Genomic DNA, 25,858 nt, shown 5'->3' with positions numbered 1-25,858 from the left:
TTTTGATTGATAGAATCGCTTAATAGAACCGGTGTCGAAAGATACCGGTTTTTTTTGCCAATGAGTTATTCATCATTCAGGTAACTTAGAGGCACCGAAACCCGTCTATTTTCTTTGTGTGTAACCCAACTTTCAATATCAACCAACCAGAATTGCTCAATGTCTACTTGATAAAATCGAGAATGCCCATTTTTTTGAAGTTGTTCTAAGGGAATCATGTCTGTTAAGTGCTGAGTATCGTCAAACGGTGTGAGTTGATAAAAATGTGAGTAAGCACTGATACATTCTTCATCAGATAGCTCACGGGCATGCCCGATAAATTGTGCGCCATCCAATCCTATCTCGGGATATTCAATTAAATCATAACGAAATAGAGAACCGCTCACTTGAGGGTTTTGTCGAATGTTTTGGGAATGCTGACTTTGATGACATGAAAACCAAATAAAGCGTAATGGATTAAGGAGTATTCTAGGCTCTACAGTAGAAGCCCACGGCGAATGATCGTTGCATTGCGTGGCAAAAGTGACAAAACGGGCGGTATGTAAGAGCGCTAAACTACGTTGTTTTAAACTCATGGGGTCTCCATTGTATGTGTGTAAGAAGAAAGTCCGTTATTGGGACTTTCGCGATAAGTTATTGTGTATTGAATTGAGTTAAGGGGTCTTTTTGTGCGCTGTGATAATGATGCAGTGGGGACATTGAAGATAGTTCAATAGCGCGGGATCGTTGTTTGAAAAGCTCGGTGAATAGGGGAGTGTTGTGACGTTACTAAAGCCTGCTTGCTCAAATCTATTCTTTAGGGTTTCCAAAGAATAATAATAGGTGGGGAGAGTGATATCAGTAGATGCTTCGCAGATATTTAGAGCCACCTGGCTGCCATCATGTAGGGTGTCCTGAGCAATTAAGCGAAAACCGTAAGGTCGGTAGTACTCTGGGTCGGTCGAAAAGTTCGGGGATAGCGTTATCGCAATGATTTTCCCTTGAGGGGTTAAAGCTTGATACATGCTTTGGAGTAACGTAAGTAGATGTACTTTATTGACTGCGTAGGGCAGTAGATAGATAGCGATGACCACATCAAATGAATAATCGGGAATTGAGCTCATTTCATTAACATATTGAATATTTTTAGGTGTTCTGGCTTCATGTTCTTGAGCACTTCTTATCATCCCTATTGAGGTATCATAGCCAACAACATGCTTATATCCTTGGCTTACTAACCAGCGAGATATTGCCCCTCCACCGCAGCCATAATCTAGGATCCTGACTAAAACATCTTCCCCTAACCACTTTTTTAAAGTCGGTAATTCGAGCATTTTTCGATATGGCCATAGCAAACTTTTATTATAGAAATCAGCTAAATTATTAAAGTTTTTCATTGTATATAGAGTTGAGATTTTTTGTTAACAAGTTAACTTCATCATTATTTGAATGATTTATGAATAAAATAATATCTTTAATTAAGTATTTTTATAATGAATAAACACACCAATTAAATTTTAGAAGTAATATAGGTGAACATTAACTTAGTGAATATCATCTCATTTGTTAGTCACTAACAATTATTGAACCATATAGCGTAACTTTCTATTATGAATGATAAATTCAATAATTTTATGATGTTATTCTTCATTTTTTCTTTTTTTAGCAAAAAGATTTACTAATTTTATTTGTTAATAAATTGATTTTTAAATGGATTGATTAATTTCTATTAGTATTTTGACATTAATTATTATGTAAATTAAAAAGCGATTAAATTAATAATGACGACCTTGAGTAAATTACTTAGGGGGAAGTTAGATACATCATAAAAGTATTATCTAAATATATTATTAAAATATGAAAATCCAATATATTAAATGCTATGAATTTAACAGGAATATAAAGATGGGTAAGAGTACAGAAAATAATAGTATTGAAAATGATAATGAAATGACCGCTTCTAATAGCTCAATCAGTGGCATGGCTTCGTTTGGTGCGCCAAGTATTATGGTAAATCAAACTTCTCAGCTTGTTACAGGGACTGGGGATATTGCTTTAGACCTAGTAGTCGTCATTGACACGAGTGGTTCAATGTCTGATGAGTCAGCTGATTTAAGCCAACAAATTGATGCTGCTATTGAAAAAGCAGCAGCCAATTGCCCATCACACTTAAGAGCCACATTTTTGGGGATTCAAGGTGTTTGGGCTGGTACGAAGTTTGATCAATCGGTGAGTGATTACCTTATCTTAAAAGGTGTCAACGAAAGTAGCTTACAAGCTCGCTTACCGTTCAAAGAAGCCGATGGTATTGACCATGCAGGGAATAAAGAAGATCTCTGCCGTGCAGTTATCGATGTGAGTAAATACTTTGATTGGCGTGATGGTGCGCGCCGAGCCATTTTTGTCCTAGGTGATGAAGGAATGGAAGGTGGTGGAGGGCGACTCACCAGCGCGGCCATTGCCAAAAATAATGAGGCGATTGAAATTGCCCAACATGCTCATGTCAAAGTGTATACCTATCAAGGAACGCCGGATGATGCGCCAACGAACCTCGACCGTTTTCCAACGCTTGCGGACAGAGACCGCGTGACCAAAGAGTATGCACGCTTAGCGGATAAAACCGGTGGCCGCTCTTATATATACACCACGGGTATTGCTAACTTCGGTCTCGTACTGCAAGAAATTCTCTGCGACAGTTTGATTCCGCCAACGATTCCAAATCCAGATAGCTCAGGGCGTTCAGAGTGTGCGAATGTGTGTGACCAGTTGCCTACGATTTTAGGAACGGTAAATACGCTCGCTGAGATTATGAACAAGGCAATAGATGCTTGTTGTGGTAACGATGATCATCATAGCCATCATCACCATTCAGATTGCCAGTGTAAACGTTAAACACAAAAGGCCTGCGAATTGCAGGCCTAAATAATAGTGGCTATCTCAGCTTAAATTTAAGGTGACCTACAATCCCAGGTCTACGCATCAATGATGGTAACAATACATTATTATTAACGGATAATATGCAGAATGAATGGCGACAAGTTATTCTATCCCCAAAATTTAGCGTAAAGTTGAGAGTATCTGAGTATATAAATGATATGACTCTGTGCGAGGGCTGGTTTTGATGATTTCTTATCTTATAAAAATAAAGTCCTCAATGGTAACCATTGGGACCTTATTTAAATACGTTGATGTCACTACATTACCGTGAGTTCAGTCGAGATTTAGTAAAAAATCCCAATGATTGCACAGTGAGCGACAAAGCCGACCATCAACGGTACTGCCGTTCGTTTCACCACATCAAATGGCTGTAGTTTAGCGCCACTGGATACGGCAATGATGACCCCAGATACAGGTGACATACCACGACCCATATGGGAAGCCTGTTGCATTGGTAAGATCATCGCAATTGGGTTAACGCCCATACTATGCGCAATTTGTGGAATTAATTCCACGAATGCTAAGAATGGCGCATTACCTGAACCCATAATGATTGCGGCGGCTAAGGTGACTAATGCGAATACAATCGCCATCGCAAACGGCGGTAAGCCAACGGATTCAGCGCCTAGAATAAGCTGGTCGATTGCTCCACTGACTTTAATACCGTGAGCAAATACACCTGCAGCGACTAACAGCCCTACGACGTTACTAAACGCATGACCCATCCCATTCAGGAAAGTTTGGAAGCCATTACACACTTGCTTGAAGTTACGCACTCGCACGGTTTCCAATACCATACAAATCGCCATAGCAATCAGTACGATGGTCACAACGTCGAGGTGAATTCCCTCAAAAAACAGGTTGGAAGAACCGACCGCCATGATAATTGGCAGCATCGGTAAAATCGCATAGTAGCCTGGTACCGATTTTGCGGTTGTTTCTTTATCATGGGATTGCACTGCTTTACCGATTTCAGGTACAAAGCCTTGTTTTCGATCACAATGACGCTGCCAAAAAATATGGGTAATCCCGACAACCAGCACTGTCGCTAATGCCGCAGGACCTTGGTAGTAAAGGACATACTCAACGACTGACATATCGACAGCTTTTGCACCACGAATAGCATCAATCGCAGTTGGTGTATAAGCTACACCAAGGGATGTAGCGATAACCCCAGCGGCTGACGCAGGTGATAAACCCAAACCGATCATAATTGGGAACATGGTTCCCATTAATAATACGGCTAAGCCTGTTGCCGACGGAATGGCTAACTGTAAGATACTCGCTAGTAAGAAGGAGAAAAACAGCAATACATAAGGAGAACGCATATTTTTCAGTGGCTTAGTTGCTACGCGAACCACGGCTTCGTTTGCACCGATATGATCCATATAGTGAGCGAAACCCATCAGAGCCATGATCATCAAACCAAGATCTGCGGCACGGCTACTGAATAGATCGCGCATGACTTCAAATGGGTCAAGCCAAGTGATACCGGTGGTTGCTACGCTTTTTGGTAGGATAGGTCCCCAGCCTAGAGCTAGGGTGCAAATCATCAAAACTAAACCTGCAATTAACAGCACAGGCTCAGCTTTGTATCCTTTTAAAATAAAGCGAGCAACCAAAACAACGATAATCAGAACCGTTAGAATTGGGATCATGCTTTAGCTCCTGGTTTGAAGCGTTCAGCGGTGATTTGCACCACTTGTTTCAGCACATCACTGGCGGCATACAGAGATTTCACGGGTAGGTACTCATAGATGGAGTGGAAGTTGTGTGCACCGGTGAAAATATTTGGACAAGGAAGCCCGTTTTGTGAAAGTGCTGCGCCATCGTAGCCACCACGCATTGGGATCACTTTTGGTGTGATACCACAGGCTTCATAAGCTGCGTGAGCAATATCGATTGGGTAACGGTTTTCACCTTGTAGACTGTTGTAGACGTTTGAATAACGGTCTGCCAATGTGCAAGTGACGCTCTCTGGTCCCCACAAATCTTCACAGTGATCCGCTAATTTTTTCAGGAATGCCATACGAGCGCGGTAGCCCTCTTCGGTAAAGTCACGCACATCCATTTTCAGAACGGTACGCGCACTGTTACCCGACATCTGTTTAACCCAATAATAGCCTTCGCGATTTTCGGTATATTCAGGCGCTTCACCACCCGGCAGCATCGCAATAAATTTTTGCGCCATCAGCAGAGAGTTCACCAGCTTACCCTTTGCAGACATTGGGTGAGCAGATTTACCTGTGAAGACGATTTCAACATCGCCCGCGTTCCAGTTTTCATACACGAGCTCGCCAATACCACAACAGTCTAATGTGTAAGCAAAATCTGCACCAAATTCTTTTACATCAAAAACTTTAGCACCACGTAGACCTTGCTCTTCATCAGGAACGAAGCCTACTTTGATATCACCATGTTTGATATCAGGGTTTTGTTTAAAGTATTGCAGCATATCCATAATTGATGCGATGGCGGCTTTATCATCGGCACCTAATAAGCTGGTTCCATCGGTCACAATAATGTCATCGCCGAGATAGTTTTCTAATTCAGGAAACTCACTTTTACGGAGGTAAATATTGAGCTCTTTATTCATGCAAATATCTTCGCCGTTATAAGGCAAAATTTGTGCTTTGGTGTCGTTAGTCTGCTCTGCACTGGTATCGAGGTGACCAAAGAAGGCGACAGTAGGAACTTTATAATCAAGATTTGAAGGCAATGTTGCTGTGACGATAGCCGTATCGCGCAGTTTAATATCCTGTAAGCCTAAACCTTCTAATTCTTGAACTAACTGTTTAGCAAGGACGCGCTGACCTTCTGACGATGGCATGATACCTGCTGCGCCTTTTTCCCTATTTGTGGTGGTATTAATTTTGGTATAAGAAATAAAACGGTCAACAATATTCATTATTCTCATTCTCCAGCATCATTATGATGCATTATTTTTATACTTTTGTTCTTTCAACGAAGGTAAAGCACCCTCATTGCTATATTCTTTTATCATGAATTATGAGGAAATAAATATCTGACCAGTTATTTTTTTGATTGAAGACACAGAGTGATTAAAAAAGATGAATATGAGTAGCAATGTTTTCTAATTTAACTAGAATATGCACACACTAAGCAAGGTGTTATTGTTTAATTTATCTAATTGATATACATTGGTTATTTCAGATGTCTTACCGCGAATTATATTTAATGCTAGATATTCATCTTTCTTAACGTAAATTGATATTTAACGAAGGTAATGAAAAATTAAATTTCAGTTATATTATTATCGTAATGTCATTAGATATTAAAAAATTATTAAAATAAATTTTAAATATTATTGGGTTTTTAACTTCATCTCTATTTTTAATTATTACTCGAGTTTTTGTGATCGATTTAATATTATAATTTAAAAAATTAAACATGGCGTTCTATGAGTTCCATTTGATGGGAAATATTCCGGAAAATATTTCCCATCGATAAAACATAAATTAACGTCCTAAATAACCATCCCAGTCTTTCCAAACGGGCTGTAATCCAGCCTGAACTAAGGCATGTGCGACTTGAGCTGCACTGCGATTATCATTTGGTGAAAATTGTTCTAACTCGGTTTTTGAATCTGCATAGCCCCCTGGTTGCGTTTTCGATCCAGCGCTGACGTTGTTAATTGCCAGTGGTACCACATGATCACGAAAATAAGGGGATTCGCGGGTAGAGAGAGAAAGCTCTACCGTCGGTGCAAGCAAACGAAACGCACAGATCAGCTGAACTAGCTCGGCATCTCCCATTAACGAAGCGGGTTCAATTCCCCCAGCGCAAGGGCGTAAACGCGGAAATGAAATAGAATATCGGCTTTGCCAATAGTGTTGTTGCATATACAGCAGATGCTCTGCCAGCATATAGCAATCTGTTCGCCAACTACTGGAAAGTCCGATTAATGCGCCTAATCCAATCTTATCGACACCCGCTTGTCCAAGACGTTCAGGTGTGGCTAATCGCCAGTGAAAGTCCTGCTTTTTACCTTTCAAATGGTGAAGCTGATAAGTGGCTTCATGGTAGGTTTCTTGGTACACCATGACCCCATCTAACCCAAGGGTTTTTAGCTCGCGATATTCTTCAGTGCCCAAAGGTTGAACTTCCATCATCAACGAGCTGAAATAAGGACGAATTACGGGGAGATAACGGCGAAAATAGTCCATACCCACTTTGGTTTGGTGTTCACCAGTTACCAGCAACAAACTGTCAAAGCCAATTTGGCGAATGGTTTCACATTCACTGATGATTTCGGCTTCATCAAGGGTTTTGCGTTTAATACGGTTACTCATTGAAAACCCGCAATACGTGCAGTCATTTGCGCACAGATTGGAAAGGTACAGTGGGACATAAAAACCGACCGCATGACCAAACCGTTGGCGAGTAAGGCGTTGGGCTTTTTGAGCCATCGGCTCGATATAATGTCGCGCTGCGGGCGAAAGTAGCGCCATAAAATCATCGAGGGTCAAAGTATCACGTTGCAGCGCCTGTTCTACATCTGCAGCTGTTTTTCCATTAATCCGTAATGTGAGGTCATCCCAATCCAGCTGTTCCCAACGTTCACGGAAACTTCTGTCCATTACAGTGCCTCCAAAAATTGCGTTAGTGGGCTGGAAGCCTCAGCGTGTTGTTTCTGAGCTGCAAGTCCACTTTGGCGTGCGAGTTGTGCCGCTTCAATCGCCATTTTAAATGCTTGAGCCATTAGCTTAGGTTGCTTGGCAACGGCGATGGCGGTATTTACTAGCACGGCATCTGCTCCCATTTCTATGGCTTCGGCAGCGTGGCTTGGTGCACCAATACCAGCATCTACAACAACAGGGACGTTAGCTTGCTCGATAATAATCTGGAGCATCTCTTTCGTTACCAAGCCTTTATTGGTGCCAATTGGCGCGCCTAGAGGCATCACTGCTGCACAACCCACTTCTTCTAGCCGTTTGCATAAAACAGGGTCAGCACTGCAATAAGGTAATACCACAAAGCCTTCTTTGACTAACTGCTCTGCAGCTAGCAATGTTTCAACCGGGTCAGGAAGCAAATAGCGCATATCGGGATGAATTTCTAATTTAACCCAATGGGTGCCAAGTGCTTCACGGGCAAGACGCGCGGCGAAGATAGCTTCTTGGGCATTTTTTGCACCTGATGTGTTGGGAAGTAACTTAACGCCAAGTTCTTGAAGTGGTTGTAAAATTCCGTCATCTTGCCCACGTAAATTGACGCGTTTCATCGCCATGGTCACCAGCTGGCTACCAGAGGCTTGAATGGCTTGTTGCATTAAGGCTGGCGTAGCAAATTTACCGGTTCCAGTGAATAAACGTGATTGAAATGTGACATCAGCAATTTTTAACATTATTAACCCCCTGCGATGGCTTGAAACAGCAGAATGTTGTCTTGTTCATTAACAAAATGGCTTTCCCACTGGCTTTTGGGAATGATGACTTGATTGATCGCCAGTGCAGAGCCTGATGGATTTTGTTCGAGCTGAGTGAGCAGCTGGTGGAGGGTAATAGGACCTTCTACCTCCATCGGCTGGTCATTGATTATGATATGCATGTGACCTCTCGGCAGACAGGGCACTGTTTTGACGGTGTCAGTTGCAAGGTATTCCATTGCTGCTGTTTTCCATCAAACAGGCGCAATTTTCCACTTAATGGGGACGGTAACCCCACCAGCAATTTGATAGCTTCTAAGGCTTGTAAGGTACCCATCACGCCAACAACGGGACCTAAAACACCCGCGGTACGGCAGTTGCGTTGCGGTTCTTCTTGGTCGGGATACAAACATGCATAACAACCAAATTGAAATGGGGGCTCAAGTACCATTAGTTGTCCGCCAAAACCCACAGCGCTGCCGCTGACTAATGGTGTATTGCTGGCAACACAGGCAGCATTGACCGCATGGCGAGTCGCCATGTTATCGCAGCAGTCGAGAACCAGATTCACCTGTTCCACCAGCGGGAATAAGCTATCAATATCTAATTTCTGTTGGAAAATACGCGTTTTGGTATGAGGATTGAGCTGCTTTAAGCGGGCAGCGGCTAGCTGTGCCTTGGATTGGTTAATATCCTGCGTATTGTAGAGGACTTGGCGCTGTAAGTTAGAAATATGCAAATCATCATGATCGGCTATCCATAATTCACCCACACCCGCACCGGCTAAATACAGGCTTGCAGGGGAACCCAGCCCGCCTAAGCCAACAATCAACACTTTACTATCTTTGAGTTTTTGTTGCCCTTCAGGGCTGACGTCCTCAAGGAGTAACTGGCGACTATAACGCATAAATTCGTGATCATTGAGCATGGTCGTTATCCTTTAAGCGAGAAGCTGGTTCAATCAAATCAAGAAGCGTTTGAGTGGCAGCTTTCCAATCTTCTGCTTGGGTTATCGCGCTAACAACAGCGATGCTACCTACGCCCGTGTCGAGTACGGCTGGCACTCGCTCAATAGAAATTCCACCGATTGCCACCGTCGGAAATTCGGGTGTCGCGATAACCATCCGTTTTAGTGCTTCTAAACCTTGTGGTGTGGATGGCATCTGCTTGGTTTGGGTGGGAAAAATATGCCCAAGTGCGATATATGATGGACGAATGGATTTGGCGATCGCGACCTCATCGGGATCGTGGGTGGAGATCCCCAGCCGTAACCCCGCTTGATGAATGGCGATAAGGTCGGTTGTGTCCAGATCTTCTTGTCCCAAATGTACGCCATATGCCCCTAACTCTACGGCTAAACGCCAATAGTCATTAATAAATAATCGGGCATTATGTTGCTTGCCAAGTGCAATCGCGCGCTGAATTTGCTCATGAACTTCGCTATCTTGTTTGTCTTTGATTCGTAATTGCAAGGTGGAAACACCTGCATTTAGCAGGCGTTCAATCCATTCAACCGAATCCACGACAGGGTACAGACCAAGGCGATGCTCAGTCTGTGGAAATGGACTCTTCGGTAATTTAAGCGTTTTGTTCATCACTCACGACCTCAGTAATCTCAGCCCCATGATAGAGCTCACTTCCGTGGGCGCGAAAAGCTTCAGACATCTGCTCCATTCCCGCTTCTTTTTGTGCCGCATAGTCACGAACTTCTTGGGAAATTTTCATTGAGCAGAATTTTGGTCCACACATTGAGCAGAAGTGAGCTATTTTCCCAGAAGCTTGAGGTAGGGTTTCATCGTGATATTTACGCGCCGTTTCTGGGTCGAGGGCAAGATTAAATTGGTCTTCCCAACGGAACTCAAAACGCGCTTTGGACATCGCGTTATCACGAATTTGCGCACCTGGATGACCTTTTGCTAAATCAGCTGCATGGGCGGCAATTTTGTAGGTAATTAGCCCTTGTTTGACGTCTTCTTTGTTTGGTAAACCAAGGTGCTCTTTGGGGGTGACATAGCACAACATTGCACAGCCAAACCAACCAATCATGGCGGCACCAATACCGGAAGTGAAATGATCATAACCCGGCGCAATATCCGTCGTTAGAGGACCTAATGTATAGAATGGCGCTTCATGGCAGTGCTCTAATTCTTCGGTCATATTGCGACGGATCATTTGCATTGGCACATGCCCCGGACCTTCAATCATCACCTGTACATCGTATTCCCATGCGATCTTGGTCAGTTCGCCTAAGGTATGTAATTCTGAGAATTGGGCTTCGTCGTTAGCATCTTGTACAGACCCCGGACGCAGCCCATCCCCTAATGAGAGTGAAACATCATAGGCGGCGCAAATTTCGCAAATTTCACGGAAATGTTCATACAGGAAGTTTTCCTGATGGTGGGATAAACACCATTTCGCCATGATAGAACCGCCACGGGAAACAATGCCCGTCAGACGTTTAGCTGTCATTGGTACATAGCGCAGTAATACGCCAGCATGGATAGTAAAGTAATCAACGCCTTGTTCTGCTTGTTCTAACAGCGTATCGCGGAACATTTCCCAAGTGAGGTTTTCGGCAACGCCATTCACTTTTTCCAGAGCTTGATAGATAGGCACTGTGCCGATTGGCACTGGACTATTACGCAAAATCCACTCGCGGGTTTCATGTATATAGCGACCTGTCGATAAGTCCATAACAGTGTCTGCGCCCCAGCGCGTGGACCAAATCAGTTTTTCTACCTCTTCTTCGATAGATGAAGTCACCGAAGAGTTACCGATATTAGCGTTAACTTTCACTAAGAAATTACGCCCAATAATCATCGGCTCAGATTCAGGATGGTTAATATTGGCAGGGATAATTGCGCGACCCGCAGCGACCTCTCGGCGTACAAACTCAGGTGTAATATTGTCTGGTAAAATAGCCCCAAAACTTTGTCCCGGGTGTTGTTGGCGCAATACTTCGCTGCGAATACGCTCACGCCCCATATTTTCACGAATAGCGATAAATTCCATTTCTGGAGTCACTATGCCTTGGCGCGCATAGTGTAGCTGAGTGACGCATTTTCCGGTTTGGGCTTTCAGCGGTGCAGGGCGATTATTAAAACGCAGGTGGTCTAAGCCCGCATCCGCTAAGCGCTGTTGGGTAAAGTCCGAGCTGAGATTCTCAACAGCAACGGTATCGGCGCGTTCATGGATCCACGGCGCACGGATTTTTTTCAACCCCTTATGCACGTTGAGTTCAGAAGCGGGATCGCCGTAAGGACCTGAAGTGTCATACACAGGAACGGCTTCATTATCTTCAAATTTGGGATTCTCTTTATCACCGCCGATGAGTGTTGGAGAGAGCTGAATTTCGCGCATAGGCACTTGGATATCGTCCCGTGAGCCTAGGAGATAAATACGTTCGGAGTTAGGGAATGAAACGCCGGAAATGGTATTGATAAAGTCTTCCGCGGCATCACGTTGCGCTTTTCGGGTACGTGCTGGCGCAGCTTTAGGTGAAATATCGGTACTCGGTATAACAGAATTATTCGTATTATTGGACATAGCAATTTCCTGACATCGTCACAGGCTATACGGCGTAGTGCGCCAATAGCGGGTTTATCGAAAGAAAGTTGCTTGTCTGGAGTTCGGAGGAGTAATGGTGTGGCATTGCAACGAAATATCCACCAAGGGCGGGGAAGATCGTGCGAGAAGATTACTCTTGTTCCCTTCGCGGGTATTAACCCGATCAGGTTCCGCGGATCCCGAATTAACGGTCTCAGCCTGATGTTTGCACATGCTAGGCACTCCGACAAGAGCATTCAGTATAGAGTTTCCCCGTCATTCTTCAAGCGATAAGTGCGTTGGCTTCTCTCGGCTACCCGAGTCACATACTTGTGTATGCTCCTCGGGATATCCTCGCTTGCCGCCTTCTTCTCACTCGAATAATTTAGAGGAACCTTTGAAAGGCAGTTAGTTAAAAACCTAAAAATCCAAAACCTAGAAATTAAGAGTTAAAAGTTAAAACTAGGTTGGCTAAATAGGGGTTTTACAAACTCCACGAATATTGTGGCCAGTGGTTTTCATTGGCGGCTTGGAGAAGGCGCGGGTCGCCGTTGATGATGAACGTCTCATCGGCGAAATGACACATTGGTAGGTCATTGGCGGAATCGGTGTAGAAATAAATATACGCATCGGTGATTGGCTGGTGGGAGATCCACTGTGTTAAACGCTTAACTTTACCTTCTTTAAAGGTCGGAATACCGTCAACTTCGGCCGTGTAGCAGCCATTTGAACGCTTAATATCGATTCCCATGGAGACGTCAGCTCCAAGACGATCAGCGATTTTGTTCACAATAAACGACACGGTTGCCGAGATCACAATGATCGGGATCCCTTGCGATCGGTATGATGTGATCGTACTTAAGGCCGTTGGGTAAACACGTGGAAGGATAATCGTCTCAACAAAATCCTCTAGCCATTCATTGACTAGCTCTATCTTGATGCCTTCGAGAGTCTGCAAATTAGACTTTAAGTAAGTCACCATATCCAAATTGCCGGCGTTGTACAGTTCCATCATCTCTTTATCGGCTTCGACGAAACGCGGGTCTGTGATGATTTTTTTATCCCACAAATATTGTGTCCACAGCACGCTGCTGTCTCCGCGAATAAGCGTATCGTCTAAATCAAAAATAGCTAATTTGGTTTGTGTAGACTGGTTTGGCATGAGGTTCCTTTCAATGGCTCACTTATTGCTGATTAACTTAGCGCTCGAATTTCATTTTTATTAAACATTAACTCAAGGTGCGTGCCCGGTTCAAACAAACGTTCAGAAGAGCGATTAAGAAGATCTACCGTCATATCGCCAGCAGGGGTATTGACGCTGTAGCGAATGATATTTCCGAGCAGTTGGTGGTCAAGGATCACTGCATCTACAGGTGCAGAAATATGGCTACCATACTGTCTTCCCGTTTCACGAACATAAATAGATTCTGGGCGAATGGCGAGAGTTCCTTGTAAATTGACACCTAGCATCCCATTGGCTTTCTCGGCATCGACTAAATTGTAATGTCCCATAAAGCGTGCGACAAATTCAGTGGCAGGTTGAGTATAGATGTTTTCAGCGGTATCGCTTTGAATAATTGCGCCTTTATTCATTAAAAAAATGCGGTCAGACATAATCATCGCTTCATCTTGATCGTGAGTGACGAAAATGGTCGTGAGCCCGAGTTCGCGCTGGATCTCACGAATTTGTTGGCGCAGGTGCTTGCGAATACGGGCATCAAGCGCCGATAACGGTTCGTCGAGAAGCAAAATTTGCGGTTTCATCACCAGTGCGCGCGCAAGTGCGACACGTTGGCGCTGACCTCCCGAAAGTTGATGCGGGTATTGGTTCTCTTTGCCTTGTAGCTCAACCATATCAATCACTTCGCAAACCGCTTTGTTGCGTTCAGTCGCAGACACTTTTCGCATCTTTAATCCAAAGGCAATATTCTCCGCGACGGTCATGTTTGGGAATAAGGCATAGCTTTGAAATACCATACCCACCCCACGCTGTTGAGCGGGCTGGTGAGTGATATTTTGGCGGTTAATATAGAGTTCCCCGCTATCGGGTTGCTCCAGCCCCGCAATACAACGGAGTAAGGTGGATTTTCCGCAGCCACTTGGCCCGAGTAAGGTAATAAATTCGCCTTTTTCAATCGTAAATTGGATATCGGAGAATACCTGATTTTGACCAAAGGATTTGGTTAGATTTTCAGCAATGACGTAGCTCATCGTTCGTCTCCCGCACGATTCAAGCGAGCTGCTAACCCTGTGAGCAGCAACGTAAATAGGAAGTAGGACATCACCAATGCCGAGGTAAAGTGTCCGCTGGTTTGGCGCATATTGAAGAGATAGATCTGCAAGGTTTCGAAACGGGTTCCCACTAGAATATTAGCAAACACGAATTCGCCCATTAAAAATGAAAAAGAAATTAGCAAAGACACCAATAACCCTTTACGGATATTTGGGAGCACTATCATTAAAAAGGCTTTAAACGTGCTGGCGCCGAGTAAATGGGCGGCATCCATTAAGTCATGCAGGTTGATCCCTTGGAAACTATTGGCGAGTGCGCGGTACATAAATGGCAATGTGATAGTGAAGTAAGTACCAATTAGAATCCACGGCGTACCGACCAACATAAATGGCTCATCGGCAAAAATTTGCAGTAAGCCGACGGAAGAGACAACGGGCGGTATCGCAAAAGGAAGAATGATTAATAAATCCATCAACCCTTTGAGCTTTGGAAAGCGGTAAAACACGGCGAAAGTCATCGGTAAAATGACCAGTACGCTGATCAGTAATGTGCCAAAGCAGATCAAGAGCGATCGTCCAAATGCCATTAAAAAGCGCGGATCTTGCCACAGTTGCAGATACCATTTTATGGAAAGGGCATCAGGCATAATCGTCGCGCCCCATGAGCTCGAAATGGAGTAAACAAAGGTGGCGATAATTGGCAGCGCAAGAATGGTGGCAACAGTGCCGAGCACCATTTTATGAAACAGTAAACTCGGTGTTTTTGGGCTACGAATATTAGGATTTAGCATGGTAGCTCCGCTTTAATAGCCAGTGGTGAATCGCTGTGATAAACCCAAGGATCGCAATCAAAACAACGGACAGTGCAGCTGCCATATTGGGTTCTAAGAATAGGTCGCCAGAGACAAGACTGGCAATGCGGATAGTCACTAAGTTGTAGTTTCCACTGGTCAATGCATAAGTGCTGGCATAGGCGCCAACCGCATTGGCCACTAAGATAATAAACGTGCCTAGCAAGGCAGGGGAAATCACCGGAATACCTACTTTCAGCCAATAAGTGAGCTTGCTTGCCCCCATGGTCTTAGCCGCATCTTCCCATTCAGGTTTTAAGGCATCAAATGCAGGGTAAAGTAGTAAAATTCCCAGCGGGATTTGGAAATAGATATACAGGAGCATCAAGCCGCTGGCGCTGTAGATATTAAAATCATCAATCCATCCCCACGCTTTAAGCTGTAAGGTAATTGCGCCGTTAAAACCTAAAATAATGATAAACGCGAAGGCTAATGGGACACCGCTAAAATTGCTCGCCATGGTGGTAAACGAAATCATAAAATTGCGCACTTTGCCCTGCATTTTATAAATAGAGAATGCAGTAACACAGGCAATAAGCAGACCAACAACACTACAAATTAGTGATAACCATAAGGTGTTTTGAAACGCTTGTAGATAGAAATCGTTGGTGAAGATTTCAACGTAATTTTCAAAAGACCACGCTTCTTCATAGACAAAACTGTTGAATAACACCCAAATCATGGGGGCAATCTGAAACAGGCAAAATAAGATAATAAACGGCACAATTAATAGTGCTGCACGCCAGTGAAAACGCACATTGGGCTTATTTAACATCGCTAGGCTTCCCCTGTGTTGATGGGGGTGATCACTTGCTGGAATATCTGCCATTAGCGACCTCCTGCCAGTAAATCATCACAGACAGTTTTGTTTGAGAAAGGTACACCAAGTAACTGGCAAACCGTGCCACAAATCGCGGTTTGTTCTATGAGCACATCGGGTTGGTGAGAAAAGGCATTCCCGATAGTTAGCAGCGGTACCGTGCACTCTTCCGGTAAGATTCCCCCGTGGCTACGGTCATTATTCATCCCGTGGTCACTGGTGATGATGATTTGGTAGCCTTTCGCGATCCACATTGGTAGATAGCGGGATAAATAAATATCTGCTTTACGGGCGGCGTTGCGGTATTGCGGAGAATCGAATCCAAATTTATGACCCGCATCATCAATATTCATCGGGTGGATCAGCAAAAAATCGGGGTCATGCTGGGTACGTAGGTATTCAGCGTCCATAAAGAGATGGTCATCAGGGTAATGGTCTGCTTGGTAAAAGCATCCATGCTGAATAGGAAGCTGTTTATCATGGGTAAATCGGTCGCGATTCGCATCAAAAGGTGCGCGGTTATACAATTCACTGACCCAATAATAGGCAGCGGCAGCGGTGGTTTTACCTGCTTGGTGAGCCAGTGAAAAGATGCTCTCGAAGTGAGAAAGTCGCACCACATCGTTGTTGACGATGCCACTTTGAACGGGGGCGATCCCCGTCAAAATACATTCGTACAGTGGGCGCGACATAGACGGGAGTTCACACTCCATTTTATAAAGTGTTGCACTGTCGGCTTTGATAAGACCATTGAGATAGCCCATACATTGATGGGCTACTGAATAACTTAAACCGTCAAGAACAACAAGTATGACTTTTTCAGACATCAGACTGTGGTTCCTAATCGCAATTATTGTTGGTGAATTAACACTTGTTGCTGCCACATTTTCGGTAAATTACGCGATGACTTTTCCCAACCTTCGGCATCTTTGATCGGATGAACATTTTTATACTGTTCTTCTGGAAGTAATTTAGCTTGGATTTCTGCTGGCAATGTTAGGTGTTGAGCACGAATAGGGCGCGCATAACCTTCTGCAAGATTGATTTGCCCTTTATCACTAAAAATAAATTCGCGAGCTAATTTTGCAGCATTCGGATTTTTGGCGAATTTGTTGATGATGGTGGTGTAACCGGAGATCACGCTACCGTCAGATGGGATGACGACAATAAATCGGTCGCGGTTGATTTGGTCACGATAGTTCAGGGCATTAAAGTCCCATAAAATACCGACTTCAACTTCACCTTTTTCAATATTGGCAACGGTTGGGTCATTCACAGATAAACGTTTTTGTTTGGCGAGCTCACCGAAAAATTCAATAGCAGGCTTCAGATTATTTTCATCGCCGCCACGAGCAAATGCCGCCGCTAAAACCGCATTATTGGCTTGTGCGGCAATACCGACATCCCCTACGGTAACTTTATATTTACCTTTGAGTAAGTCATCCCAGCTTTTTGGTGTGTCTTTAACTAAGTCTTTATTGATCATGAACGCGATAGTACCGGTATAAGCCAGCGCCCAATGACCATCTTTATCTTTTGCCCAGTCCGGCACTTGTGACCAAGTGGTCGGTTTGTACGGCTGAGTCACGCCTTTTTGTACGGCAACTGGTCCAAAGGACGCGCCCACGTCACCGATATCCGCTGTGGCATTATTTTTCTCAGCGGCAAACTTTGCGATTTCTTGCGCGGAGCTCATGTCCGTATCTTGATGTTTTAAACCATATTGAGCCGATAAATCTTGCCATGTGCCTTTCCAGTTTGCCCATGTGTCAGGCATCCCAACGCTATAAACTTGACCTTCTTTTTTTGCAGCTTCGATAAGTTTGGTTAAATCACTGTCAGCGGCAAAAGCCATTTGAGAGGCGCTGAGTGACAGTAAAATTGCAGGTACGATAGCTTTCATCTTGTTTCTCTCTCTATAAGAGTCGCCGTATTGGTTAATTTGCATGCTAATTATTCAAGATGACAATGAATTGACGGTTGTGTGACACTTTTTAGACGTAGTGACTTTAAAATGTCTAAAAAGTGTCAAAATGATGAAAGGGGAGTGACGAATCAAACGGTTGTATGCCAATCTATAAAACAAGCGTATCTTTAACCGCAATAAAAAGTGTTGAAATAGAGAACCATAATGAATAAACACACATTAGCAGGAACGGAAAGTGGCTGGTGGTTTGTCTGTTTTGCGGGTCGCCTATGGCTACCGCAAGGCGATATTCCTCGAGGCGCAGCGCAACAATTTGGATTAACCGGAAAATTAGCAACACCGATTGGCGAATGGCAAGGGGAAGTTGTTTGGTTGATTGCGGAAAAAATGCCATCAGACATGGCATCCCCTCGCGTAGTGGCTTCTCAAGATGAAGGCTTATTTCGCCTTGCTGGGCGAGGTGTACAATTAGCTGAGTTTTATCGCTCACACCGCTATTGTGGCTATTGCGGTACGGCGATGCGTCATAGTTCTACGGAGTGGGCATGTTTGTGTGACCACTGCCATGAGCGTTACTACCCGCAAATCGCACCTTGTATTATCGTCGGTATTCGTCGTGATGATCATATTTTGCTGGCACAACATCGTCGCCATTCACAAAATCCGCTGTTCACGGTGTTAGCTGGGTTTGTGGAAGTGGGGGAAACCTTAGAAGAGGCAGTGGCTCGCGAAGTGATGGAAGAGAGCCATATAAAAGTGCGGAATATTCGTTATGTCTCTTCCCAGCCATGGCCATTCCCTCATTCGCTGATGATGGGCTTTTTAGCAGACTATGATGGTGGGGATATTCAAGTGGACCCCAAAGAGTTGGTCAGCGCTAATTGGTATCACTATAACGACCTACCGTTAATTCCCCCAGGTGACACAATTGCTCGGCGATTAATTGAAGATACGGTGGTGCTATGCCGTCAATTTGATGAAGATAACCACTAATTGCGCTGGCGCTGATATTGTTTCCCTTTGCTGGTATAATATGGCGCCTTAGCCATTTGCGGCGGCCACAATAATAATGGAGTAAATAATGACTGAGTTGAAAAATGACCGCTATCTACGTGCGTTGCTACGTCAACCTGTAGATGTGACCCCAGTTTGGATGATGCGTCAAGCAGGGCGTTACCTACCAGAATATAAAGCAACTCGCGCAGAAGCTGGTGATTTTATGTCTTTATGCAAAAACACCGAGTTGGCGTGTGAAGTGACTTTACAGCCATTACGTCGTTTTCCATTAGACGCCGCAATTCTCTTTTCTGATATTTTAACTATCCCTGATGCAATGGGGCTTGGGCTCTATTTTGAAGCAGGGGAAGGTCCTCGTTTTAAGAAACCAGTAGCAAGCGCTGCGGATGTCAAAAATATTCCAGTTCCTGATCCTGAAATGGAGCTGGGTTATGTGATGGACGCCGTTCGAGCCATTCGTAAAGCGTTAAAGGGGGATGTACCTCTGATTGGTTTCTCTGGTAGCCCGTGGACATTAGCGACTTATATGGTGGAAGGCGGTAGCAGTAAAGCATTCACCAAAATTAAAAAGATGATGTATGAAGATCCAAATACGCTTCATTTACTGCTTGATAAACTCGCCGATAGCGTGATTTTGTATTTGAATGCACAGGTGCGGGCAGGTGCGCAATCTCTGATGATTTTCGATACATGGGGTGGCGTGCTGACTAAGCGCGATTATTTAGAGTTTTCCCTACGCTATATGCATAAAATTGTCGATGGCTTAATCCGTGAAAATGAAGGGCGTCGTGTTCCAGTCACACTGTTTACGAAAGGTGGCGGTCAGTGGCTAGAAGAGATGGCAGCGACAGGTTGTGATGCGTTAGGTCTTGATTGGACGACTGAAATTGCAGATGCACGCCGTCGCGTAGGTGACCAAGTTGCACTGCAAGGGAATATGGATCCTTCTATGTTATATGCGCCGCCTGCGCGTATTGAACAAGAAGTCCAGCATATCTTAGCGGGTTTTGGTCAAGGCGAAGGGCACGTATTCAACTTAGGTCATGGTATTCACCAAGATGTTGAGCCTGAACATGCAGGTGCTTTTGTGGATGCTGTTCATCGTTTATCTCGTCAGTATCATCTGTAGTTTCTAAGACACAATAGAGGTAGAGCGGAGTAGCTTTCTACCTCTATCTGAACCTCTTAATATGTGATGCATTTACTGGATCTTGTAAGTGCATCATTATCATCTATGATTAATCCTTATTAACGGTGGTCCCGTGATGGTGATTGATACTCAGCAACTACGAAAACAGCAGATTCAGTTAGCCGAAAGAGTGATTTTGCAGGATGAATTTGTTTCCCCTCATTTTATTGGTGGTGCGGATGTTGGTTTTGAGCAAGATGGCACGGTGACTCGCGCGGTGATCGTGGTGTTATCATGGCCTGATCTGCAATTAGTTGAGTATCAAATAGCTCGGGTACCTACTCAGTTACCTTATATTCCAGGGTTACTTTCGTTTCGCGAAGTGCCCGGTCTAATGGCAGCATGGGAAAAAATCCAACAAAAACCCGACTTAGTGCTGGTGGACGGTCAAGGTATTGCGCACCCACGGCGTTTTGGTGTAGCTTGCCATTTTGGATTACTTGCCAATGTACCGACAATAGGGGTAGCTAAAAGTCGTTTATGTGGTGATGATGTTGAGCTCAATGCAGAACCTGAAAGTGTCCAAATATTGAAGGTGGGTCAAGAGCAGTTAGGGTGGGTTTATCGCAGTAAAAAACGGTGCAATCCTTTATATGTTTCTCCGGGTCACAAAGTCAGTTTTATTTCCTCGTTAGAGTGGGTAAAACGGTGTATTCAGGGGTATCGATTACCGGAACCGACCCGATTTGCTGACGGAATTGCTTCTAATCGAACATTTTTTAAGCGAATGAATGAGAAAATTGGCTAATTATCAGCAAAATATGTGGCATTGGCAGATTTTCAGGTAAACTGCGAAGTATTGAGATTGATGAGTCAGAAATTATGTTAAGAAATCCTATTCATTTGAGGTTAGAGAAACTAGAAAGCTGGCAGCATGTGACCTTCATGGCATGTCTGTGCGAGAGAATGTATCCTAACTATCAAATGTTTTGCCAGCAAACTGAATTTGCTGATGTGAAGGTTTATCGTGCCATCCTTGATTTAATCTGGGAAACCTTGGTTATCAAAGATAGCAAAGTCAATTTCGACAATCAGTTAGAAAAGTTAGAAGAAATTATTCCAGTCGCCGATGACTTCGATATGTACGGTGTTTATCCCGCTATCGACGCTTGTATTGCTTTAGGTGAACTCATCCACGCTAAATTGAGTGGTGAAACCCTTGAACACGCAATCTTAGTCAGTGAAGCATCGATTCGTACTGTTGCTATGCTGGAAATGACCCAAGCAGGGCGTGAAATGACTGATGAAGAGCTAAAAGACGTGCCCGCTGTGGAAGAAGAGTGGGACATTCAGTGGGACATTTTCCGCTTATTAGCCGCTTGCGAAGAACGAGACTTAGAGTTAATTAAAGGATTAAGATCTGACCTCCGTGAAGCGGGTGTCAGCAATATCGGCATTACTGTTGCCTAAATTTTGCGTTTTTATGCGTGAAAACGTGACTTAAAGCAGTAATGCTGTGTACTAAGACTTCACATTTACCCCTACTCTGTTCTACATTTAGGGGCGAGAAGAAGTGGCTATCGGGGGCGTGTATCAGGGGCTGTCTATCTGGCATATCCGACGCACTCGATGCTTTGCAAACGATAAACACACTGTGTAAGGATAATTTATGAACAAGACTGAATTAGTTGATGCTATCGCAGAATCAGCAGATCTGACTAAAACTCAAGCTAAAGCAGCTTTAGAAGCAACTCTGAGCGCAATTTCAGATTCTCTGAAAAGCGGCGAAGCAGTACAACTGGTCGGTTTCGGTACTTTTAAAGTTAGCCACCGTGCAGCTCGTACCGGTCGTAACCCTCAAACTAAAGCAGAAATCCAAATTCCTGCAACAACTGTACCAGCGTTCTCTGCCGGTAAAGCACTGAAAGACGCTGTAAAATAAGTACATTGTCTACGAGAATTACCAGAGGGGGTATGAAGTTACCCCTTTTGTTTATTCGTCAAAGGTTGCTGGTATTGGGAGCAGTCTCAATACTAAGCGCCTGTTCTTCTAATTCGCCTCGACTCCCTGAGTTTAGTGCCAGCGGATTTATTGCCGATGAAGGCGTAATCCGAATGTGGAGACTGAATGATGCGAAGAGTCAGCCGTTGGTCTTAATGGTGGTGTATAGCCCCTATAAAAGAACCGATACCTCAGTTAATTTCTTCGAATATCGTGATGGCAAATTGTGGCAGATTCGCAGCCAGGTCCTTAATCAAGGGGTCAATAACATCACTGAGCAACTGCGCTTTAGTAAAGATAATGAAATTGTGTTTATGCAGCGCGCGCAAAACAATATCAAAACTCCACTGTCTTCCGATGACATTAACCGTTGGCGTTTTGAAGCCGACCGTATCTTGGATATTAATACTGCGTTGATTGTCGGTGGTGTAGAGCTACACCAAGGACATTGGAAGCAAGGTAAAATTACCACTTGCAGCGGTGATGAACGCAAAGTGACGTTTGAGCCGTATGCCCAGAAATGGTTAGATGACAGAGCAAAAGTGTGGACGAAAGAGTTGAATCTGGCATGGTTAGAGTCACCAGAGGGAAATCAGCTTTTGATGGTGGCGGATACTAATTTTTGCAGCTGGCAGCCTTCTAAAGATTCGCTCTAATCTCACCGCTCGTCGTCTTTCGAACCACCGCTGTATTGCTACGTTCGTTCACTCTAGTCACATACTCATGTATGCTCCTAGAGATTCTCTCTCTTGCAGCTTTGCTGTGATTCGAAAGACTTAGAGCCATTGGCTGGGTGAAGGTCAAAGGCAAAAAGTAAAAAGCAAAAATTCAAAAGCAAAAAGCTGATAAAAGTTTCCTCTTATCAGCTTGTGGGTTATTTGCTTCTATTATTTGTTCTATTACTTAATACGAGCGATGGCACGGTAGCCGATATCGTTGCGATAGAAGCTACCAGACCAATTGATAGTCTTGGCAACTTCATACGCTTTAGCTTGGGCTTTTGCGATGTCATTACCTAACGCAGTGACACACAGAACACGTCCGCCGGCAGTGACGACTTCACCTGCTTGGTTTAGCTTGGTACCTGCGTGGAACACTTTGCTATCAGCAGCTTCTGATGTTGGTAGACCCGAAATCACATCGCCATTGCGATAATCCCCCGGATATCCACCTGCCGCAATCACGACACCGAGCGCTGGACGTTCATCCCACAAGGAATCTTTACCTGCGAGTTCACCTTTAGCACCCGCTAAACACAGAGCGACTAAATCAGATTGCAAGCGCATCATAATTGGCTGAGTTTCAGGGTCGCCAAAGCGGCAGTTAAATTCGATCACTTTCGGATTGCCAGCTTTATCAATCATCAAGCCCGCATATAAGAAACCTTGATAGCGATTACCTTCTTGATCCATCCCTTTAACAGTTGGATAAATCACTTGCTCCATCACACGCTGGTGAACTTCATCAGTGACGACGGGAGCGGGTGAATAAGCCCCCATGCCACCCGTGTTTAAGCCTGTGTCACCATCACCAACGCGTTTATGGTCTTGGCTAGTTGCCATTGGAATGACATTTTCACCGTCAACCATAACAATAAAGCTGGCTTCTTCACCATCTAAGAATTCTTCAATAACAATACGATGACCAGCATCACCGAACGCGTTGCCAGCCAGCATATCATGTACCGCATCTTTAGCTTCTTGCAGCGTCATGGCGACAATTACACCTTTACCAGCAGCAAGACCGTCAGCTTTGATAACGATTGGAGCACCAACTTTATCTAAATATGCCAGAGCGGGTTCAATTTCAGTAAAGTTTTCATAGGCCGCAGTTGGGATATTGTGACGGGCTAAAAAATCCTTAGTGAACGCTTTAGAACCTTCTAATTGCGCAGCACCTTGGGTTGGACCAAAAATGGTTAAACCTGCTTGTTTGAAGGCATCAACGACACCAATCACTAAGGGAGCTTCGGGACCCACGATGGTTAAACCAACTTGCTTATCTTTGGCAAATTGCAGTAAGCCATCAATGTCAGTTGCTGAGATATCGACATTTTCCAATGCTGGCTCAAGAGCCGTACCCGCATTACCCGGTGCAACATAGACTTTGTCTGCTAATGGAGATTGAGCTGCTTTCCATGCCAAAGCGTGTTCGCGACCACCGCCACCAATAATCAGAATATTCATAGAAACCCCTAGCAATTAATGACGGAAATGACGCATGTTAGTGAAGATCATGGCGATACCGTGCTCATTTGCTGCGGCAATCACTTCATCATCACGAATAGAACCACCTGGTTGGATAACGCAAGTTACACCAACAGCGGCAGCCGCATCGATACCATCACGGAATGGGAAGAATGCATCAGATGCCATAGCACAGCCTGCAACTTCTAAACCTTCGTCAGCAGCTTTGATACCTGCAATTTTTGCGGAGTAAACACGGCTCATTTGGCCAGCTCCAATCCCGATGGTCATGTCATTTTTAGAATAAACAATCGCATTTGATTTCACGAATTTGGCGACTTTCCAACAGAATAGTGCGTCTTTTAATTCACGCTCAGTTGGCTGACGTGTTGTCACAACGCGTAAATCTTCGGCTTCTACCATACCTAAGTCACGGTCTTGAACCAATAAACCACCATTCACGCGTTTGAAATCCAAACCGGCAGCAGGTTTGCTCCATTCACCGCACACCAAAACGCGCACGTTTTGTTTTGTTGATAAAGAAGGTAGAGCATCTTCTGCAATTGAAGGCGCAATAATCACTTCAACAAACTGGCGTTCAATGATGGCTTCTGCGGTTGCTTTATCTAACTGGCGGTTAAACGCGATGATGCCACCAAATGCAGAGGTTGGGTCAGTTTTGAATGCTTTATCATAAGCGGCATGAATATTCTCGCCAATGGCAACGCCACAAGGGTTAGCGTGTTTAACGATCACGCAGGCTGGTTCATCGAACGACTTAACACATTCCAGAGCTGCGTCGGTATCCGCGATATTATTATAAGAAAGTGCTTTACCTTGAATTTGGTTAGCCGTCGCAATAGAGGCTTCTTTCGGGTTCTCTTCTATATAGAAAGCGGCATCTTGATGGCTGTTTTCGCCATAGCGCATATCTTGCTTTTTAATAAAGTTTAAATTCAAGGTACGAGGGAAGCGACCAGATGGTTGAGTTGTATCACCGTAGTATGGTGCAACGAGTTCGCCAAAATAGTTAGCAATCATGCTGTCATAAGCGGCGGTATGCTCGAAGGCTTTGATGGCTAAGTCAAAGCGTGTTGACCAGTTCAGCGAATTTTCGTGGTTATCCATCTCTTCGATAATTTTGCTGTAGTCATTACTATTAACTACGATAGCCACGTCTTTATGGTTCTTTGCTGCTGAGCGAACCATTGTTGGACCACCAATATCGATATTCTCAACCGCATCTTCTAATGTACAGTTTGGTTTTGCGACGGTTTGAGCAAATGGATAAAGGTTTACAACCACCATATCAATAGGTGCGATGTCATGTTGCTGCATGATGGCGTCATCTTTACCACGACGACCTAAGATCCCACCATGCACTTTCGGGTGCAGAGTTTTAACACGTCCATCCATCATTTCAGGAAAACCTGTGTAATCTGAAACTTCAGTGACCTTAAGGCCTTGCTCTGCTAATAATTTAGCGGTTCCACCAGTAGAAAGCAGTTCAACACCACGGTGAGAAAGCGCCTTAGCGAATTCAACAACCCCTGTTTTATCAGACACACTAAGCAGGGCACGGCGAATAGGACGAAGCTGTTGCATGAGATAGATCCCTTGGATTTGGATAAAGAAGCAATATCTATATATAAGTCACTTACAATTTCAGAGCATCAAAATAAAATCAATGCCGAATTTTCGCGCTAATTGTAGCGCAAACGTTTGCGTAATGCGCGGACTTTTTTCACTATTTTTCCGTCTGTGGATAAATCTGTGTGTAAGTGGGTATAACTAGGGGTTTTGCTGTGGAATGCAGCAGTTGAACTAAAAACCGTAAAAAATC

25 protein-coding genes and 1 riboswitch are annotated in these 25,858 nt (G+C 44.2%); of the genes, 7 read left to right on the top strand and 18 right to left on the bottom strand.

The genetic code is table 11. The features are described 5' to 3' along the window. Window positions 1–65: 65 nt before the first annotated feature. Together PR795_RS17720 and PR795_RS17715 are read right to left on the bottom strand one after the other, a co-directional pair. A complete protein-coding gene (locus tag PR795_RS17720) occupies window positions 66–575 on the bottom strand; it encodes a pyridoxamine 5'-phosphate oxidase family protein (protein ID WP_036963413.1) in 510 nt (169 codons plus the stop codon). Window positions 576–653: 78 nt separating this feature from the next. Continuing rightward, window positions 654–1,376 (bottom strand): class I SAM-dependent methyltransferase, encoded by a 723-nt coding sequence (locus tag PR795_RS17715; RefSeq protein WP_181480516.1) that lies wholly within the window; start codon window positions 1,374–1,376, stop codon window positions 654–656. A gap of 508 nt (window positions 1,377–1,884) precedes the next feature. Here PR795_RS17715 and PR795_RS17710 point away from each other — a divergent pair. Next, window positions 1,885–2,871, top strand: coding sequence for a hypothetical protein (locus PR795_RS17710; RefSeq protein WP_006663016.1), 987 nt, complete (start codon window positions 1,885–1,887; stop codon window positions 2,869–2,871). A gap of 329 nt (window positions 2,872–3,200) precedes the next feature. Here the strand turns inward: PR795_RS17710 and dcuC are convergent, their stop codons facing one another. The 14 genes from dcuC to PR795_RS17640 all read right to left on the bottom strand — a co-directional run bounded on the left by dcuC (window position 3,201) and on the right by PR795_RS17640 (window position 17,657). Then, complete coding sequence (gene dcuC / locus PR795_RS17705; protein WP_006657053.1) at window positions 3,201–4,574, bottom strand: C4-dicarboxylate transporter DcuC; 1,374 nt, start codon at window positions 4,572–4,574, stop codon at window positions 3,201–3,203. Then, complete coding sequence (gene pepT, locus PR795_RS17700; RefSeq protein WP_036963418.1) at window positions 4,571–5,824, bottom strand: peptidase T; 1,254 nt, start codon at window positions 5,822–5,824, stop codon at window positions 4,571–4,573. The genes dcuC and pepT overlap by 4 nt, the downstream gene beginning before the upstream one ends. A gap of 571 nt (window positions 5,825–6,395) precedes the next feature. Next, window positions 6,396–7,517: a 2-iminoacetate synthase ThiH gene (thiH, locus tag PR795_RS17695; RefSeq protein WP_036963419.1), complete on the bottom strand. Its 1,122-nt coding sequence runs from the start codon at window positions 7,515–7,517 to the stop codon at window positions 6,396–6,398. Further along, on the bottom strand, window positions 7,517–8,284 hold the full coding sequence (locus tag PR795_RS17690; protein WP_006657056.1) for a thiazole synthase: 768 nt from the start codon (window positions 8,282–8,284) through the stop codon (window positions 7,517–7,519). Before PR795_RS17690 ends, thiH begins: the two co-directional genes overlap by 1 nt. A gap of 2 nt (window positions 8,285–8,286) precedes the next feature. Next, window positions 8,287–8,487: a sulfur carrier protein ThiS gene (thiS, locus tag PR795_RS17685; protein ID WP_006657057.1), complete on the bottom strand. Its 201-nt coding sequence runs from the start codon at window positions 8,485–8,487 to the stop codon at window positions 8,287–8,289. Beyond that, window positions 8,475–9,233 (bottom strand): HesA/MoeB/ThiF family protein, encoded by a 759-nt coding sequence (locus PR795_RS17680; RefSeq protein WP_036964974.1) that lies wholly within the window; start codon window positions 9,231–9,233, stop codon window positions 8,475–8,477. The genes thiS and PR795_RS17680 overlap by 13 nt, the downstream gene beginning before the upstream one ends. Continuing rightward, a complete protein-coding gene (gene thiE, locus PR795_RS17675) occupies window positions 9,223–9,900 on the bottom strand; it encodes a thiamine phosphate synthase (RefSeq protein WP_181480519.1) in 678 nt (225 codons plus the stop codon). The genes PR795_RS17680 and thiE overlap by 11 nt, the downstream gene beginning before the upstream one ends. Then, window positions 9,884–11,851, bottom strand: a complete 1,968-nt coding sequence (gene thiC / locus PR795_RS17670; protein WP_036975958.1) for a phosphomethylpyrimidine synthase ThiC — start codon at window positions 11,849–11,851, stop codon at window positions 9,884–9,886. The genes thiE and thiC overlap by 17 nt, the downstream gene beginning before the upstream one ends. Window positions 11,852–11,995: 144 nt before the next feature. Beyond that, a riboswitch (TPP riboswitch) is annotated at window positions 11,996–12,108 on the bottom strand. A gap of 227 nt (window positions 12,109–12,335) precedes the next feature. After that, window positions 12,336–13,013 (bottom strand): HAD family hydrolase, encoded by a 678-nt coding sequence (locus tag PR795_RS17665; RefSeq protein ID WP_181480520.1) that lies wholly within the window; start codon window positions 13,011–13,013, stop codon window positions 12,336–12,338. A gap of 32 nt (window positions 13,014–13,045) precedes the next feature. Next, the gene (locus tag PR795_RS17660; RefSeq protein WP_006657062.1) at window positions 13,046–14,062 is read right to left on the bottom strand and encodes an ABC transporter ATP-binding protein; all 1,017 of its coding nucleotides are present in this window, start codon (window positions 14,060–14,062) and stop codon (window positions 13,046–13,048) included. Then, window positions 14,059–14,874, bottom strand: a complete 816-nt coding sequence (locus tag PR795_RS17655) for an ABC transporter permease (RefSeq protein ID WP_181480521.1) — start codon at window positions 14,872–14,874, stop codon at window positions 14,059–14,061. The genes PR795_RS17660 and PR795_RS17655 overlap by 4 nt, the downstream gene beginning before the upstream one ends. Beyond that, entirely contained in the window at window positions 14,861–15,763 is a 903-nt protein-coding gene (locus tag PR795_RS17650) for an ABC transporter permease (RefSeq protein ID WP_036963427.1), read from the bottom strand. Before PR795_RS17650 ends, PR795_RS17655 begins: the two co-directional genes overlap by 14 nt. Beyond that, entirely contained in the window at window positions 15,763–16,581 is an 819-nt protein-coding gene (locus tag PR795_RS17645) for an alkaline phosphatase family protein (RefSeq protein WP_036963428.1), read from the bottom strand. The genes PR795_RS17650 and PR795_RS17645 overlap by 1 nt, the downstream gene beginning before the upstream one ends. A 23-nt stretch (window positions 16,582–16,604) precedes the next feature. Then, complete coding sequence (locus PR795_RS17640) at window positions 16,605–17,657, bottom strand: ABC transporter substrate-binding protein (protein ID WP_036963429.1); 1,053 nt, start codon at window positions 17,655–17,657, stop codon at window positions 16,605–16,607. Between the two features lie 228 nt (window positions 17,658–17,885). Between PR795_RS17640 and nudC the strand changes: the two genes are divergently transcribed. The 6 genes from nudC to PR795_RS17610 all read left to right on the top strand — a co-directional run bounded on the left by nudC (window position 17,886) and on the right by PR795_RS17610 (window position 22,485). Then, window positions 17,886–18,674, top strand: coding sequence for an NAD(+) diphosphatase (gene nudC, locus PR795_RS17635; protein WP_006663007.1), 789 nt, complete (start codon window positions 17,886–17,888; stop codon window positions 18,672–18,674). Between the two features lie 88 nt (window positions 18,675–18,762). Further along, window positions 18,763–19,827, top strand: coding sequence for a uroporphyrinogen decarboxylase (hemE, locus tag PR795_RS17630; RefSeq protein ID WP_006657068.1), 1,065 nt, complete (start codon window positions 18,763–18,765; stop codon window positions 19,825–19,827). A gap of 136 nt (window positions 19,828–19,963) precedes the next feature. Then, on the top strand, window positions 19,964–20,635 hold the full coding sequence (gene nfi / locus PR795_RS17625) for a deoxyribonuclease V (RefSeq protein WP_154630625.1): 672 nt from the start codon (window positions 19,964–19,966) through the stop codon (window positions 20,633–20,635). 74 nt (window positions 20,636–20,709) lie between these two features. Continuing rightward, on the top strand, window positions 20,710–21,297 hold the full coding sequence (locus tag PR795_RS17620; RefSeq protein ID WP_006657070.1) for a YjaG family protein: 588 nt from the start codon (window positions 20,710–20,712) through the stop codon (window positions 21,295–21,297). 199 nt (window positions 21,298–21,496) lie between these two features. Beyond that, on the top strand, window positions 21,497–21,769 hold the full coding sequence (locus PR795_RS17615; RefSeq protein WP_006657071.1) for an HU family DNA-binding protein: 273 nt from the start codon (window positions 21,497–21,499) through the stop codon (window positions 21,767–21,769). 32 nt (window positions 21,770–21,801) lie between these two features. Continuing rightward, on the top strand, window positions 21,802–22,485 hold the full coding sequence (locus PR795_RS17610; protein ID WP_006657072.1) for a DUF1481 domain-containing protein: 684 nt from the start codon (window positions 21,802–21,804) through the stop codon (window positions 22,483–22,485). 243 nt (window positions 22,486–22,728) lie between these two features. On the opposite strand, the gene purD is transcribed toward PR795_RS17610, so the two are convergent. Together purD and purH are read right to left on the bottom strand one after the other, a co-directional pair. Further along, window positions 22,729–24,015, bottom strand: a complete 1,287-nt coding sequence (purD, locus tag PR795_RS17605; RefSeq protein WP_006657073.1) for a phosphoribosylamine--glycine ligase — start codon at window positions 24,013–24,015, stop codon at window positions 22,729–22,731. A 15-nt stretch (window positions 24,016–24,030) separates the two neighbouring features. Then, window positions 24,031–25,620, bottom strand: a complete 1,590-nt coding sequence (purH, locus tag PR795_RS17600) for a bifunctional phosphoribosylaminoimidazolecarboxamide formyltransferase/IMP cyclohydrolase (protein WP_006657074.1) — start codon at window positions 25,618–25,620, stop codon at window positions 24,031–24,033. Window positions 25,621–25,858: the final 238 nt, after the last annotated feature.

The sequence above is a fragment of the Providencia sp. PROV209 genome (genome assembly GCF_028479485.1).
GTDB classification, from domain to species: Bacteria; Pseudomonadota; Gammaproteobacteria; order Enterobacterales; family Enterobacteriaceae; genus Providencia; species Providencia alcalifaciens.
The sequence above is the reverse complement of the archived record's forward strand: the minus strand, read 5'-3'. Positions and strand labels throughout refer to the sequence as shown.

What these genes read in the sequence shown, in the direction of transcription:
- PR795_RS17720 (WP_036963413.1), bottom strand. Translation starts at nt 575, where the DNA reads ATGAGTTTAAAACAACGTAGTTTAGCGCTCTTACATACCGCCCGTTTT.
- PR795_RS17715 (WP_181480516.1), bottom strand. Translation starts at nt 1,376, where the DNA reads ATGAAAAACTTTAATAATTTAGCTGATTTCTATAATAAAAGTTTGCTA.
- PR795_RS17710 (WP_006663016.1), top strand. Translation starts at nt 1,885, where the DNA reads ATGGGTAAGAGTACAGAAAATAATAGTATTGAAAATGATAATGAAATG.
- dcuC (WP_006657053.1), bottom strand. Translation starts at nt 4,574, where the DNA reads ATGATCCCAATTCTAACGGTTCTGATTATCGTTGTTTTGGTTGCTCGC.
- pepT (WP_036963418.1), bottom strand. Translation starts at nt 5,824, where the DNA reads ATGAATATTGTTGACCGTTTTATTTCTTATACCAAAATTAATACCACC.
- thiH (WP_036963419.1), bottom strand. Translation starts at nt 7,517, where the DNA reads ATGGACAGAAGTTTCCGTGAACGTTGGGAACAGCTGGATTGGGATGAC.
- PR795_RS17690 (WP_006657056.1), bottom strand. Translation starts at nt 8,284, where the DNA reads ATGTTAAAAATTGCTGATGTCACATTTCAATCACGTTTATTCACTGGA.
- thiS (WP_006657057.1), bottom strand. Translation starts at nt 8,487, where the DNA reads ATGCATATCATAATCAATGACCAGCCGATGGAGGTAGAAGGTCCTATT.
- PR795_RS17680 (WP_036964974.1), bottom strand. Translation starts at nt 9,233, where the DNA reads ATGCTCAATGATCACGAATTTATGCGTTATAGTCGCCAGTTACTCCTT.
- thiE (WP_181480519.1), bottom strand. Translation starts at nt 9,900, where the DNA reads ATGAACAAAACGCTTAAATTACCGAAGAGTCCATTTCCACAGACTGAG.
- thiC (WP_036975958.1), bottom strand. Translation starts at nt 11,851, where the DNA reads ATGTCCAATAATACGAATAATTCTGTTATACCGAGTACCGATATTTCA.
- PR795_RS17665 (WP_181480520.1), bottom strand. Translation starts at nt 13,013, where the DNA reads ATGCCAAACCAGTCTACACAAACCAAATTAGCTATTTTTGATTTAGAC.
- PR795_RS17660 (WP_006657062.1), bottom strand. Translation starts at nt 14,062, where the DNA reads ATGAGCTACGTCATTGCTGAAAATCTAACCAAATCCTTTGGTCAAAAT.
- PR795_RS17655 (WP_181480521.1), bottom strand. Translation starts at nt 14,874, where the DNA reads ATGCTAAATCCTAATATTCGTAGCCCAAAAACACCGAGTTTACTGTTT.
- PR795_RS17650 (WP_036963427.1), bottom strand. Translation starts at nt 15,763, where the DNA reads ATGGCAGATATTCCAGCAAGTGATCACCCCCATCAACACAGGGGAAGC.
- PR795_RS17645 (WP_036963428.1), bottom strand. Translation starts at nt 16,581, where the DNA reads ATGTCTGAAAAAGTCATACTTGTTGTTCTTGACGGTTTAAGTTATTCA.
- PR795_RS17640 (WP_036963429.1), bottom strand. Translation starts at nt 17,657, where the DNA reads ATGAAAGCTATCGTACCTGCAATTTTACTGTCACTCAGCGCCTCTCAA.
- nudC (WP_006663007.1), top strand. Translation starts at nt 17,886, where the DNA reads ATGAATAAACACACATTAGCAGGAACGGAAAGTGGCTGGTGGTTTGTC.
- hemE (WP_006657068.1), top strand. Translation starts at nt 18,763, where the DNA reads ATGACTGAGTTGAAAAATGACCGCTATCTACGTGCGTTGCTACGTCAA.
- nfi (WP_154630625.1), top strand. Translation starts at nt 19,964, where the DNA reads ATGGTGATTGATACTCAGCAACTACGAAAACAGCAGATTCAGTTAGCC.
- PR795_RS17620 (WP_006657070.1), top strand. Translation starts at nt 20,710, where the DNA reads ATGTTAAGAAATCCTATTCATTTGAGGTTAGAGAAACTAGAAAGCTGG.
- PR795_RS17615 (WP_006657071.1), top strand. Translation starts at nt 21,497, where the DNA reads ATGAACAAGACTGAATTAGTTGATGCTATCGCAGAATCAGCAGATCTG.
- PR795_RS17610 (WP_006657072.1), top strand. Translation starts at nt 21,802, where the DNA reads ATGAAGTTACCCCTTTTGTTTATTCGTCAAAGGTTGCTGGTATTGGGA.
- purD (WP_006657073.1), bottom strand. Translation starts at nt 24,015, where the DNA reads ATGAATATTCTGATTATTGGTGGCGGTGGTCGCGAACACGCTTTGGCA.
- purH (WP_006657074.1), bottom strand. Translation starts at nt 25,620, where the DNA reads ATGCAACAGCTTCGTCCTATTCGCCGTGCCCTGCTTAGTGTGTCTGAT.